Annotated in this window: 12 protein-coding genes and 1 pseudogene; 5 read left to right on the forward strand and 8 right to left on the reverse strand. The window is 42.9% G+C overall.

Annotation, left to right across the window (positions count from 1 at the left end):
* The 4 genes and pseudogenes from V7K44_RS05715 to V7K44_RS05730 form a co-directional block, all read right to left on the reverse strand.
* Window positions 1–213 (reverse strand): annotated as a pseudogene (locus tag V7K44_RS05715) (hypothetical protein); the annotation flags it as partial.
* Window positions 214–305: 92 nt separating this feature from the next.
* Window positions 306–977, reverse strand: a complete 672-nt coding sequence (locus V7K44_RS05720) for a DUF2834 domain-containing protein (RefSeq protein ID WP_334929481.1) — start codon at window positions 975–977, stop codon at window positions 306–308.
* Between the two features lie 105 nt (window positions 978–1,082).
* On the reverse strand, window positions 1,083–2,207 hold the full coding sequence (gene hrcA / locus V7K44_RS05725) for a heat-inducible transcriptional repressor HrcA (RefSeq protein ID WP_334929483.1): 1,125 nt from the start codon (window positions 2,205–2,207) through the stop codon (window positions 1,083–1,085).
* A gap of 466 nt (window positions 2,208–2,673) precedes the next feature.
* Window positions 2,674–3,006: a rhodanese-like domain-containing protein gene (locus tag V7K44_RS05730; protein WP_334929485.1), complete on the reverse strand. Its 333-nt coding sequence runs from the start codon at window positions 3,004–3,006 to the stop codon at window positions 2,674–2,676.
* Window positions 3,007–3,164: 158 nt separating this feature from the next.
* On the opposite strand from V7K44_RS05730, the gene V7K44_RS05735 reads away from it, so the two are divergent.
* From V7K44_RS05735 to cysE, 3 genes are all read left to right on the forward strand, one after another.
* Window positions 3,165–4,826 carry a DUF3352 domain-containing protein gene (locus V7K44_RS05735; RefSeq protein ID WP_334929487.1) on the forward strand — a complete coding sequence of 554 codons (1,662 nt, stop codon included), beginning with the start codon at window positions 3,165–3,167 and terminating at the stop codon, window positions 4,824–4,826.
* Window positions 4,827–5,143: 317 nt separating this feature from the next.
* Window positions 5,144–5,635: a hypothetical protein gene (locus tag V7K44_RS05740; RefSeq protein WP_334929489.1), complete on the forward strand. Its 492-nt coding sequence runs from the start codon at window positions 5,144–5,146 to the stop codon at window positions 5,633–5,635.
* 209 nt (window positions 5,636–5,844) lie between these two features.
* Complete coding sequence (cysE, locus tag V7K44_RS05745; protein ID WP_334929491.1) at window positions 5,845–6,609, forward strand: serine O-acetyltransferase; 765 nt, start codon at window positions 5,845–5,847, stop codon at window positions 6,607–6,609.
* A gap of 45 nt (window positions 6,610–6,654) precedes the next feature.
* Here the strand turns inward: cysE and V7K44_RS05750 are convergent, their stop codons facing one another.
* Complete coding sequence (locus V7K44_RS05750; RefSeq protein WP_334929493.1) at window positions 6,655–7,239, reverse strand: Npun_F5749 family FMN-dependent PPOX-type flavoprotein; 585 nt, start codon at window positions 7,237–7,239, stop codon at window positions 6,655–6,657.
* Window positions 7,240–7,438: 199 nt separating this feature from the next.
* Here V7K44_RS05750 and V7K44_RS05755 point away from each other — a divergent pair, with 199 nt between their 5' ends.
* A complete protein-coding gene (locus V7K44_RS05755; protein WP_334929495.1) occupies window positions 7,439–7,765 on the forward strand; it encodes a hypothetical protein in 327 nt (108 codons plus the stop codon).
* Window positions 7,766–11,713 carry a tetratricopeptide repeat protein gene (locus tag V7K44_RS05760; protein ID WP_334929497.1) on the forward strand — a complete coding sequence of 1,316 codons (3,948 nt, stop codon included), beginning with the start codon at window positions 7,766–7,768 and terminating at the stop codon, window positions 11,711–11,713.
* A gap of 358 nt (window positions 11,714–12,071) precedes the next feature.
* Here the strand turns inward: V7K44_RS05760 and V7K44_RS05765 are convergent, their stop codons facing one another.
* The 3 genes from V7K44_RS05765 to V7K44_RS05775 form a co-directional block, all read right to left on the reverse strand.
* A complete protein-coding gene (locus V7K44_RS05765; RefSeq protein WP_334929499.1) occupies window positions 12,072–12,749 on the reverse strand; it encodes a Uma2 family endonuclease in 678 nt (225 codons plus the stop codon).
* A gap of 77 nt (window positions 12,750–12,826) precedes the next feature.
* The gene (locus V7K44_RS05770) at window positions 12,827–13,567 is read right to left on the reverse strand and encodes a Uma2 family endonuclease (RefSeq protein WP_334929501.1); all 741 of its coding nucleotides are present in this window, start codon (window positions 13,565–13,567) and stop codon (window positions 12,827–12,829) included.
* Between the two features lie 152 nt (window positions 13,568–13,719).
* Window positions 13,720–14,028 (reverse strand): KGK domain-containing protein, encoded by a 309-nt coding sequence (locus V7K44_RS05775; RefSeq protein WP_322638021.1) that lies wholly within the window; start codon window positions 14,026–14,028, stop codon window positions 13,720–13,722.
* Window positions 14,029–14,136 lie beyond the last annotated feature (108 nt).

Below are 14,136 nucleotides of genomic sequence, written 5' to 3' on the forward strand. Positions count from 1 at the left end.
GTAAATCCGGTTATTGGTGCTGGTGATCCATTCGCAGAATCGATCCCATACGTTGGCGCTTTCGCGACGTTGTAAGGTTGTTGTCATTGTTTTATAAATGCGATTATTTGCAGATGAATTTAGGTAGGTTTGACTACCTGTTACACATCTTAAATAATTTATTGCGTTTTGTAAAGTACTTTCAGAAAAAACTTTCTCTTGGGATTTACGCACCCACAGAAAATCCCCAAACCTTTGAAAAAGGGGGGACTTTGGGTGATAAAATTTTGGATTTTAGATTTCGGATTGTGAAAAACGCACTTTATTCAATTCGCCACTGGCTGCGCGGATATGGATACACCCACTTCTTGTAAAGGTGGACGCACAGATAAATAAATCAATGGCCCGAATAGCGGTATCAACGCTATTAACCAGAAAAACTGCGGATTTTTCCAACCGCGACGCACCATATCATCCCCCAGCAATGTGGGAAATAACAGGGAGAGTAGACAGAAATCTATGCTCATCACATTGATGAAGCGGTTAGTTTGCCACTCTTGTACAAAACTGCCCCAATCTCCTCCTCTTATACCGTAGGCAACTAGAATAACTGTGCCTACCATCAACACAAAACCAGTCACACGAGAATCTAGCAGCTTGAGCAAGATATTCTTTTTACCGAGAAACTGATTATTTGGTTCTCGTAGGGCTAAGTACGGCAACAAGGCAAAAGCACCAACTCCGAAAGAAGCAGTAGCAAATAGCCAAGCAGGTATTTTTTGTCCTCTACCATCAATAAATACTACTGCACTATAGATGAGAGGCCAGATGCCCATGAGGTTGAATAGTGCTATGACTAACGGGTTAATGCCTTGCCACTGCCCAGTAGAAAGGTTTTTGATTAACTCGAATGTACCAGGTTGCTCAGGAGGAGCGAAGAAAAAAGCATAGGTAGTGAATCCCAGCCACAGCAAGCCAAAGGCAATTTTTCTAACCATGAAAGAGTTAAAAAGTATTAATTATTGATTTTGCCACTAGAAATTCGGTTTATCTACCTGCTATGGTATTGTTCTTTTGTTTAGACCTGTAGCAGGTTGTCTCTATTAGGGATTGAAATAACTGAAAGCTTCTGAGAGATAATCAGCAGCAGATGCTACTACTGCGATCGCACTTTCATAATCTAGGCGCGTTGGCCCCAAAACTCCTACACTTCCTACGGGTATTGAACCTCGGCGATAGTTAGAAGAAATCAAGGTGCAGGTACGTATCGGTTCTAATGGATTTTCTGCGCCAATGCGAACCGTTACCTTTGGTTTTCCACCATCCTCTGGTTCTGGTTCTTCAAATATTAATCGCCACAGTTGGTCTTGTTCTTCTTCCAACAGGTGGATAATCGTTTGTACCTGCTGTAACTGGGAAAATTCTGGCTGGCGCAAAACTTCTGACACACCCCGAACCATAATTTGGGTTGCAGTCGGTGCAAGAGTCCGACGAGTCAATTCGGCAACTGAGTTTTTCAAAAATTCCCCGTAGCGTTGGAATTCTTGATCTAGTTCGCTCCAGTTGAGGTTGGCTAATTCCAACAGACTTCGCCCCCGCAAGTGGGTATTCAAAAAGTTAGAAACAATCTGTAACTCGCGATCGATTACCTCTGAATCTCGTTGTGTTTCTTCTGGTGTTGGCGACAAATCCATCAATTTGGAATGTGTCTCGTAACCATCTGTTACGACAATCAGCATGATCCGTCCGGCTTCAATTTGCACTAATTGCAGATGTCGCAATAACGCTGTAGTCGTTTGCGGCATTGTGATCAAGCTAATGCAACCACTCAAGGTTGCTAAAATCTGCGCGGCTCCTTGTAGTAGGGTTTCTAAACTGCGATCTTCCCACTGGAGATGCTTTTGCAGTGCTACCTCTACTTCTCGCCCTAAAGTTTCAGCACTACTTCCCTGCGACACGCTGCGCGAACGCAGAGAAGGTGTAATTAGCTGGTCAACATAAATGCGATAGCCTGAATCTGAAGGTACACGTCCTGCAGAAGCGTGTGGTTGGTAGAGCAATCCAGACTTTTCTAAAACGCCCATCACATTGCGAATTGTCGCCGAGCTTACACCCAGATCGTACTCCTCAACCAAAGCCTTTGAACCAACTGGCTCTGCCGTAGCAATGTAGTGACGTACCGTTGCCCAAAGTATATGCTGTTGTCGATTTGTTAACTGAACTTCCATTATGGTATGTTTTGCTGAAGGCAAATTTTAATCAAACTCTCAAGAAATTTGTGGATTTAATCGAAAACAGAAAATATTAATAATTTATTAAGGTATCAAATTATATAACTATATTATGATAAGTATTTTTAAAGTTTATGTACAAAGCATTTTTTAAGATTAGGGTTGAAATAGTAGCTCAATTTTTTTGCAAAAGCTGCTAGTTATAATGTACCCTTCCGATGCTTTTTTCTAACCGTACTTTTGCATAATTTTCTGCTTGCAACAGTATTATTAGATACGTATTTTCTTCAGGGGCTACTACCGAACTGTAATTTAGAGCAATCCAACATTTTTGTGCAGATGTACTTGATGCTCAAATTTCAAACTTTCCGGCAAGCCTCTAAATTGATCTACTCCTATCTTTAGCATAGCAAAAGTCAGATGGAAGAGTAAGTTCCATCTGAATGACGTATCCGAGCAGAAGCTAATACTGGGGAATTGAAGGGTCTACTAATTGGGAATAGGCATCAATACCACCCGAAATATTTTGCACATTTGTAAAACCTTGAGCAATCAACCACTGGCACATTTGGGCAGAGCGGATGCCGTGGTGGCATAACACCAAGGTTTCAGTTTGGGGATTGAAGAGGGTAGGTACTTGATCTCCCCATTCGGTAAATTGACTTAAAGGCAGGTTGACAAAGCCCTCAATGCTAGCGATCGCCAATTCTCCTGGTTCCCGCACATCTACTAGCTGAATACTTGCATCACTAGAAGAAAGACGTTGCGCCAGTTCTTCTACACTAATTTGGTTCATGGGTTGACTAAAAGAATTCCCTATAAACAGTCCTAATCCTATTTATGGTGGCAGAAAATCTCTGCCTTTGCATGAGTATCCATTCTCAAGGAGGTTGATTAATTCTGCTAGGCTTTCTGCTTAAATGGCTGTAAACCGTCTTTTTTAATAGGTTTAATGTGAATAGGCAACGTTCATTTATCGGTTTTATCGTCGCTGGGGCGATCGCCCTGCTAGTAATTGCGATCGCAGGCTTTTACTGGTTTTTCGCTAAAAGTCCGGCTAACCTCATTGCTTCTAGCTCTGGGCCTAGTGCAGCCATATTCGTGTCGAAACTTTCTCCTGCAATGGTTTCATTATTGACCAATCCTGACCGTTTGCAGGCGTTGGAGCGCGAAGAGGAACTATCTAAACTCAAAACCAGTTTATTCGCCAAGAGTGGCATAGATTACAAACAAGACATTCAACCCTGGTTAGGGGATGAAATTACATTAGCTATCACCACCTTAGATATCGATCGCGATCCAGAAAACGGACAACAGCCAGGGTACTTGTTGGCACTAGCAACCAAGCAACCGGAGAAAAGCCGCGAGTTTGTCGAATTGTTGTTTTCTAAACGAGCGTTAGCCGGAGCAACCTTAGCTGTTGAACAATATAAAGGTGTAAAACTGATTTCTGACAATTCTCAACCAGAACAAGACTTGCTTGCTGGTGCTGTTGTCGGTGAAGGCTTCGTCTTATTTGCCAACGATCCGAAAGTGCTACGAGATGCTATCAATAACGTCCAAGCGCCCGATTTGAATTTAACTAGCTCACCCGAATACCAAAAAGCTACCAAAGAACGGCTCAAAGGGGTATTAGCTATAGCTTTCTTGAATCTTCCCATCGTGGCAAAATGGCAAGGCTTAGAGTTACCAGAACAACTTTATAACAGCCAAATTATATCCTTGGTGTTAAATCCTAAAGGATTACTGGCAGAAACCACCTTTTTAACTTCATCGGAAATTGTCTCTCCATCTGCACCGTTATCTAAACCTGTGGGAGCATTGCAATATGTTCCATCATCCGCAGGTTTAGCAATTTCTGGCTCGAATTTGAGTAATTTAGGTGACAGTGATTTAACTAAACTCTGGAAACAAGCAACAGCAACTCTATATGGTTCTGGGGAAGATGTGGTTTCTCGGTTAGCAAAACCTTTGGCAGATGTTCAAAAAGGCTGGGGTATAAATTTACCAAAGGATATTTTTAGTTGGGTACAAGGAGAATATGCCATAGCATTGTTACCCGATCAAGAGCAAACAAACCCCCATTGGATTTTTGTGGTAGAAAAATCCGAGGGTGTAGAAAAAGGCGTTGCTCGTTTAGATGCGATCGCCTCATCCAATGGACTCAGTATTAATCCCTTAACTATAGACAAGCAAAAAATCTCCGCTTGGACAGAGTTAACCACAGCTACAAAAAAAAGTGATGTTAAAGAGGGAACATCCTTCAGTATTGAAACAAAAGTGTTGGGATTACATACAAACTTAGGAAATTACGAAATTTTCACCTCTGACTTAGAAACGATGGATGAAATCCTCACATCCAAGGATAATTCCTTAATTGACAATCCCAATTTCAAAGATAGTATTGCTGCAATTCCCCTACCAAACCAAGGTTATGTATATCTTGACTGGACAAAAAGCCAGAATTTGTTAGAGCGTCAAGTACCAATTCTCAAGCTAGTGGAAGTATTAGGGAAACCGTTTTTTGATAGCTTGCGATCGCTCACAGTCAGTAGTTATGGAACTGACACGCGATCGCTCAAAGGTGGCGTTTTCTTCAAACTCCATAATTCGTAAGATTTTCATAGAAGCTGAAAGTACAGAAGGTAAAAAATTCTTTTATCTTCTGTACTTTTTTGCCTCATGATATTTACTTAAATTTCATGTAGCATTTGCTAATCAATGGTTTGATTGCCAAAATGCTCCACTATCAACGAGCGCGATTTAATGCTGCTGTCTAGATCGAGAAACAACCTAGCAATTAGCTGTTCACTTTCCAAAACCTCAATTGTGGCACATTTTAATGTGGCACAACCAACTGAAATTTCACTGGAATTTTTTCACTAGAATATGTATATATCATCACTAATTTAAAAGCCTGTTGGAGGGCTACTATGAAATACTGTTGCCCCCGACTTCAGTTTCGCGGCGGTTGGCTGTTGGCTATACTTACCGCCATTACAGCTACCCCTGCCATAGCAGAGACAGCAAACTTTGCCACTTTGAATTTATCAACAAACTTTGATTCAGCACAAGGAACAGTGCAGGGGTTTACAGGTGGTTCTTACTCATTGTCTGCCATAAGTAACCGCGATCGCGATCAAAAAGCCTGTATTGGCTTTGCCGATCCTAATCCAGATCATATTATGGTTTTGGAAAAGGACTTTCCCCAGCTAACAATCCAAGTTGATAGCAACAACAATGACACCACTTTAATCATTCAAGGCCCAGATCCAACTACAATTCGTTGTGGTGATGACACTGGTAAAAGTAAAGATGCTAGTGTTAGCGATCGCGACTGGAAAAAGGGCACTTATCGGATTTGGGTAGGTACATTTAATCCTGGAGTCAAGCGGGATTATACTCTTAAAGTGGAGCAGCAGTGAATTGGGGAGTAGAGAATGTGGAGATGAGGGGAACAAGGGGGACAAGGAGGAATTATTGAAAATCTCTCCTTTGTCTCCCCCTTCTTCCTTGTCTGCTTTGTCTCTTCTCAATGCCCAATGCCCAATCCCCCATTCCCAATTTTTAGGTGTAACACCTGAGAGGATAATATGGGAGAGTAGCTTGTTGTGCTTTCCGAGGGTGCTATCTCGTGCTATCTATACTGCGTGCTGACTTTCGTATCATATTTGAACGTGACCCAGCTGCCCGTAACTGGTTGGAAGTTTTATTTTGTTACCCTGGTTTGCAAGCCTTGTTATTCCATAGGCTAGCTCACTGGCTGTATAGTGTTGGTCTTCCCTTTATTCCCCGCCTGATTTCTCACTTGGCTCGGTTTTTGACTGGAATTGAAATCCACCCTGGTGCAACAATTGGGCAAAGTGTGTTTATTGACCACGGGATGGGTGTAGTAATTGGTGAAACTGCGATAGTAGGAGACTATGCTCTAATTTATCAAGGTGTCACCCTTGGGGGTACTGGTAAAGAATGTGGTAAGCGCCATCCTACTGTGGGTGAAAACGTCGTAGTCGGAGCTGGAGCGAAGGTACTGGGCAATATCCAAATTGGCAATAATGTCCGTATTGGTGCTGGTTCTGTTGTTTTAAGAGATGTGCCTTCAGACTGTACTGTGGTAGGTGTGCCTGGGCGCATTATGTATCGTTCTGGAGTTAGGGTTTCACCTCTTGAACACAATAACTTACCAGATTCAGAAGCTCAAGTAATTCGTGCTTTAGTAGACCGCATTGAGGCGTTGGAAGAACAAATACAAACTCTTCAGCGCAACAATTCTTCAGAAAAAACTCCTGTTTTAGTGGGTTGTTTAGCAGCGAAAGAGGATGAGCCAACCCACGATCCTCGCTGGTGCAACCTCAAAGATAAGACCATCCAGCAATTTCTAGATGGTGCTGGTATTTAGTTAAAAGTCAAGGGTTAAGGGTCAATCTTTTGACTCTTGACTAAATCACGGATTAATTGCTTCGCTAGACCACTCTTGCTGGTGATTACGGTGGTAAAGCCATCGATTTTGTGGTTCGCCGCGTAATTCTAAATGGTCTACTTGCACCGGATCGAGTAGCAGTAGACAAAAATTAGCCACTGGCTTAACAGGATCGGGTGCTGGTGGTGCAAAAGCTTCTGGGTTTTCAACTCTGAGTTTTCCAGGATGCGGCCAAGCAAACTGTAAACGCGCCGCATCACTCAATTCTTGCCACATTGCAATCCGTGCTGGCTGTAAATCCTGGTCAGAATCATCACCGCTTACCAAGGTCAAATAACCAGTGATGCGGAATTGTTCTCGTGTATTAGGGAAGTACCAGCAAATTTCTGCCCAAGGTTGTTGCTGTATCTGGTCGGCTTTGGCGCTACGGTTATCGGTGATAAATTTTAGCTGGTTTGTATCTTCCAGAAAGCCGCGAAAGACTAGGGTACGATTGGCGGGGCGACCATTCGCTTGTAGCGTTGCTAGTTGCAGATAACGGGCATAAACAAGGCTGCGGTTGCGATGGAGTACATGAGCGATCGCACTTCGCCAAGGAGCAAGAGACATATCAATTAAAAATTAAAAATTAAAAATGAAGAAAGTCAGATTAAATCTGGGTTTCCAGGTTTGGGTCTGTTGTCTTATTTTAGACAAATGGTACAACACTAAGTAAATAATTTTGCAATTGTCTCTGTGTCTTTGCGTGAGTATTATCCTCATTTCAACGCAGAATATACAGTATGTTGTATAAATTTGCAGATGAGCTATGGCAGAAATTCAAGTTGGAATTGAAGGGGAAGGCGCACCAACAGCAGCCGAAGCATTGCTAGAAATTCCTGGAATATCGGGAAGCTATGAAGTTCCGACGCAAAGGGAGGGAACTTTAGCGGCGATCGCTACTATTATTGGCATTGTCGGTGGTGTTGCGGCTTTAGCTGAACAAATTCGCAAATGGTATCAAGAATGGCATAAATCTCATCCAGGGAAGCAATTTGATGTGGTAATTCTTGACCCTGATACTGGAAACAGGATTTTACTCGAAGAAGCTACCATAGAGGAAATCACGGAAATCCTCAAATCTCTCAGCAAATAAGTGCAAACTATCCGTATTCAACTTCGAGAAAGTACGCAGGAAATAGTTGAACTGAGGTATTGGCTACCTCAAATAAGGCACTATGAATCACGTCGCCTGAAATTAGCAGAAATCGCTGATTTACTCAAGCAAGGCGATCGCGATTACTATAAACTGCTGCCCAATTTATCAGGAATCGGGAAGCAGTTATTTTTTTGGTTGGATGGCGATGGACGCTGGTTGAGTCGGGGAATTGCTGACTGTCGCGGTGAGGGGTTGGTAATTGCCATTGATACTGATAAACAACTGGCACATCTACCTTGGGAAGTGCTGCATGATGGTGAGGATTTTTTGGTAAAGCGCGTTAATCCGGTGGTTTTGCCTCTGCGCTGGATCGAGAAAGAAACGGCAGGGTTTTCTGTGGAACCACGACAATTGCGAGTATTGTTTATGGCAACCAACCCGGAAGATGTGGAACCAAAGTTAGAGTTTGAACAGGAAGAGGCGAGAATTCTGGCAGATACGCGAGATTTTGCTGTGGATTTGCGGGTGGAAGAAAGCGGTTGCGTTAGCGAGTTGGGTAAGGTTTGGAGTCGCTATTTTAATGACTTTGATGTGTTTCACCTCACAGGACACGCCTCAATTAAAGATGAAGCACCTTACACGCCTTACTTTATCACTGAGACGGAAATTGGGGAACGCCACGAAACCACAGCCGCAGAACTGGCCGAAGTCTTCCGGTTTCGCTTTCCCAAGTTGGTGTTTTTGTCTGGGTGTCGGACTGGACAAGCACCAGATAAAGGGGCTGTCCCTTCAATGGCTGAGGCACTAATTGGCCAAGGGGCCAGGGCGGTTTTAAGTTGGGGGCGGCCTGTGGAAGACCGGACAGCTACAGCCGCCGCCGCGCACCTTTACGGCAAATTGGCAGCTGGATATCAATTAGCTGAAGCACTCGCTAGCACTTACCAGCAGTTGTTTAAACAGAATGTGCGTGACTGGCATTTGTTGCGGTTATATATTCAGGGAGAATGTCCGGGTGCGTTGGTGGAAGTGTTGGGAGATTTGCCACCCTCTGCGCCGGAACCGGCTTATGAACAGTTTTTAGATCCCGATACCCAACAGGTGCGGGTGGCGAAACCCTCTGAGTTTGTTGGGAGACGGCGGACTTTGCAACGTTGTCTCAAAGCTATTCGCACTTCATTAGGGGTACTCATTCACGGACTGGGGGGTGTGGGTAAGAGTACTGTAACGGCGCGACTTCTGGAAAGGATGGTTGGCTATCACAGGCTGCTGAACTTTCGGCAACTGGATGAGGACAAATTGCTCAAAACCCTTGCTGAACAATGTACCTCGGAACGGGGGCATGAAATTCTCAATGGCAACTTACCGTTGATGCAGCGCCTCACCAAGTTTTTAATCGAAGGACTGAATACCAAAGAACAGCGCTTTGTTTTTGTGCTGGATGACTTTGAGGCTAATTTGGATTTACGAAATGGGGTTTATGTCTTGCAACCACAAGTTGTAGATGTACTGCTGGCGTTGCTGAAGGCGGTGCAAAATTCCCAACTTCCCCACAAGGTAATTATTACCTGTCGCTACAATTTCACATTGTCGGAACTGAATCATCGTCTGTACCGCGAACCTCTGGGGGGTTTGGGTGGGGCAGATTTGATTAAAAAGTATAATCGTCTGGATTCGTTTAATGGCAGTTGGCAATTTCAGCCAGATTTGCCGGAACGTGCCAAACAAGCAGCTGATGGAAATCCTCGGCTGTTGGAATGGTTAGATAAGATTTTGCAAAATTCCCCGATGTCGCCGGAAGCGGAGAGAGGAGTTGAGATGATTCTGCAAAAGATGGCAGATAAGGAAAAGGAATTTCGTGAGGATATTTTGGCTGAGGAATTGCTGAAGCAGCAAACTCCAGCTTTGCGTCAAATGCTGGGGAAGTTGTTGGTGTATGAGTTACCTGTTCCTCTAACTGCTATTTCACCCATTTGTGAAAATATCTCAAGTTGGGAAAGTCATATTCAACGCGCTGAAATTTTGGGTTTGTTGGAAGTTACGCTGACTAACAACACAGAGAGGTTGTATCGTGTTCCCCGGATTTTGTCACCGTTGCTAGAGTTTCCAGAAAACCCCAAGGGTGAAGAGTTGTATAAACAAGCTGCACAAATTTTGTATCGCCGATGGTGGGAGGCGGAAGGTGCGACGGAAGCACAAAAGTTAGAAATTCATCGCTTGGCGTTATTGGGGAAGGATGAAAAAATTGCGGCTAAAATAGCCTTCTCCACAGCACATAACTGGAAAAATCAAAGCCGTTTTTGGGAATCAGTGCAACTGTGCAAATCTACTCTAGAACTTACCAAAGACTATCGTGTTTTACATGCGATAGCTCGCTCTCAAGCAGAACTCGGTGAAGTTGAACAAGCACAGCAGTATTATCAGCAAGCGCTTGAATTTTGTTTGCAAACAGACGAAACAGAAAAAGCTGCAATAATTCATAACCTAGCAAGTATTTACGCCAACAAAGGGGAAGTGGATGAAGCGATCGCACTCTACAATCAGTCTTTGGAAATAAATCAACGCATTGGTAATATCCAAGGCAAAGCGTCGACATTGCACGAACTGGGACGTATCTACAACAATAAAGGGGAAGTGGAGCAAGCGATCGCACTCTACAATCAGTCTTTGGAAATAACAGAACGCATTGGAAATTTCCAAACCAAAGCGGCGACGTTGCACCAACTGGCAGGTATCTACGCCAACAAAGGGAAAGTTGATCAAGCGATTGCACTCTACAATCAATCTTTGCAAATATTTGAACGCATTGGAAATTTCCAAAACAAAGCGGCGACGTTGCACCAACTGGCAGGTATCTACGCCAACAAAGGGAAAGTTGATCAAGCGATCGCACTCTACAATCAGTCTTTGGAAATAACAGAACGCATTGGTAATATCCAAGGCAAAGCAGCGACGTTGCACTGTCTGGGAAATCTCTACGCCGATAAAGGGGAAGTTGATCAAGCGATCGCACTCTACAATCAGTCTTTGAAAATAGAAGAAGGCATTGGTAATGTCCAAGGCAAAGCGGCTACATTGCACTCTCTGGGAATGATTTACGCCAACAAAGGGGGAGTTGATCAAGCGATCGCACTATTCAACCAGTCTTTGGAAATATTTGAACGCATTAGTAATGTCAAAGGGAAAGCGGCGACGTTGCATAATCTAGCAGGTATCTACGCCAACAAAGGGGATGTGGATGAAGCGATCGCACTCTACAATCAGTCTTTGGAAATACATGAACGCATTGGAAATGTCCAAACCAAAGCGGTGACGTTGCACGAACTGGCAGATATATACGCCAACAAAGGCGAAGTAGATCAAGCGATCGCACTTTTCAATCAGTCTTTGGAAATAAGAGAACGCATTGGTGATGTCCAAGGGAAAGCGGCGACGTTGCATAATCTAGCAGGTATCTACGCCAACAAAGGGGATGTGGATGAAGCGATCGCACTCTACAATCAGTCTTTGGAAATACATGAACGCATTGGAAATGTCCAAGCCAAAGCGGCGACGTTGAACAATCTGGCAGGTATCTACGCCGACAAAGGGGAAGTGGATGAAGCGATCGCACTCTACAATCAGTCTTTGGAAATAAATGAATACATTGGAAATGTCCAAGGCAAAGCGGGGACGTTGGATCAACTGGGAATTCTCTACACCAGCAAAGGGGAAGTGGAGCAGGCGATCGCACTTTTCAATCAGTCTTTGGAAATAGATGAACGCATTGGTAATGTTCAAGGCAAAGCAATAACTCTGTGGTGGTTAGGACATTTGGCAGAACAGCAGGGTGAATACACTAAAGCGATATCCTATTTGCAACCAGCTTTAGAGATTTTGCAGCGATTGAAGTCACCGGATGCTGAAAGTGTGAGTGCAAGTCTTGATAGGGTAATGGGTAATTCGTAATTCCTGAAAGATTTTTGTCTCACGCAGAGGCGCCCCAGGCGCAGAGAAGAAGGCGAGAGTGGGATTTAAGTAAATGAAGACTGCTGTAATGAGTCTTTGATACTCGTGAACGAGGCTTTGATATTCGTGAATGAGTCTTTGAACTTCATTCGTGAACCTCGGAGCTTCGTGAATGAGTCTTTGAACTTCATTCGTGAACCTCGGAGCTTCGTTGATGAACCTTTGAGCTTCATTCGTGAACCTCGGAGCTTCGTTGATGAACCTTTGAGCTTCATTCGTGAACCTTTGAACTTCATTTGTGAACCTCAGAGCTTCGTTCGTGAACCTTGGAGCTTCGTTGATGAACTTTGAGAGCTATTTAGGTGAGAGAATCAGGATCTATGCCGAGCGATCGCAATCTTTCTGCTAATAATTGGGCGCGTCTTTGAGCAAATTTCGCTTGTTCTTCTGCTGTTAAAAGCCTTTCCCCTTGCTGGTTATACCAATACAACCACTCACGTGTAATACCTAAATAGGTTCCTCGCTCTATACCAATTCCTAAACCAATTTCTGGTAGCCAAACGGGATTACCATCATGTAATTCATAAGCATTATTAACTAATTTGTAAACTTCTAAACGTGGCTTACGACGACGAAATGGGTTGTAGACTACATAATACAAAAACCCTAACCTTGCATACTCTGCTTTTTTGGTCGAATACTCACCACGATATGTCTGAGATACTACTTCCAGCGCCAATATCGGTAGTTTCTTCTCTTCCCAAAGCACATAACTAGGACGGAGGTTTTCATCATAAAATCGCTCTACGCCCAGACTCAAAAATCCATCTGGCACGATTGGCGGTAAATCTGGATCGTAATAAACACCCATATCTACGCCAAAAAACCAATCCATGCGTTCTGGCCAAGCCATTGCCAGAAGCGCTTTGAGTAAACCGGGAATCAAATCTTGTAATTCATTATCCACAGGAGTATCATCAGAGTCTGGTAGTTCCTCAGATGAGGGCAAACAAGCTAATGGATCGTAATTTAGCATGATGGGTTTACTGTTTTTCGGTGATTAGTGCATCTTTATTTTTTAACTGGAAGTCCCTAATAAATCTCGGTAGCAATTCAAAACAGAGAATCAGGATCTACACCGAGCGATCGCAACCGTTCTCGTAATAATTGGGTTTCTTGCCGTGCTTGTTGAGCTTTTTGTTCCGCTTGTTGAGCTTTTTGTTCTGCCTGTTGAACTGCTTGTTGAGCAAGTTTTTTGTCTTCTTCTGGTGTTAAAAACCTTTGTCCTTGTTGGTTATACCAATACATCCACTCCCGTGGTATGCCTAGATAAGTTCCTCGTTCGATGCCAATTCCTAAACCTATTTCTGGCAACCAAACTGGATTACCATCATGTAATTCATAAATATTGTTAACTAATTTGTAAACTTCTAAACGTGGCTTACGGCGACGAAATGGGTTGTAAACTACATAATACAAAAATCCCAATCTTGCATACTCTGCTTTCTTAGTGGAGTACTCACCGCGATATGTCTTAGATACCACTTCCAGCGCTAATATCGGTAGTTTCTTCTCTTCCCAAAGCACATAACTGGGACGGAGGTTTTCATCATAAAATCGCTCAACGCCCAGACTCAAAAATCCATCTGGTACTATTGGCGGTAAATCTGGGTCATAATAAATACCCATATCTACGCCAAAAAACCAATCCATGCGTTCTGGCCAAGCCATTGCCAGAAGCACTTTAAGTAAACCGGGAATCAAGTCTTGTAATTCGTTATCCACTGGCGTATCGTCAGAGTCTGGCAGTTCCTCAGATGACGGCAAACAAGCTAATGGATCGTACTTTAGCATGATGAGTTTACTCTTCCTCAGTTATTAGTACATCTTTATTTTATTGATGAATTTTGATAGCAATTCAGATCGCCCTAATTTTATTTGCAAACATCGAGAGGTTCAGAACCCCGACTTATTTAAGAATTCGGGGATCTTTTGCTCATTGGGTATTAGTTTTCTACTTGTTTGAGTTTTTGAAAAATTTCATCAAGTGGTGATTCAGATTCATCAGGACAAAATTCTAAAGCAAGTCGAACTTTTCCTTTTTTCCATCCCAAAGTACTAAATTGCAAAACTTCACAATTTAATCCTTGGGTATACAAATTTACTTCATCTGTTTCTTCTGCTCCAACATATTCTTTAATTGCTGTAATCAAATCACGGACTTTAAAAGTTTTGGCAATATTTAACTTATTAAAAGTGTCTGGTTCTATAGACACAACTTCATCATGGTTTAGTATCTCAAATCCATCTTCCATAAAAATCTCCTGTCAATAAATCTATATTTTCTAGAGATATAACAGTTCATCCGAAATAAAATGATGATTTTATAGATTTAGTCATTGGTCATTAGTCCCTGGTCATTA

This window comes from Nostoc sp. (genome assembly GCF_036917235.1).
Taxonomy (GTDB): domain Bacteria; phylum Cyanobacteriota; class Cyanobacteriia; order Cyanobacteriales; family Nostocaceae; genus Nostoc.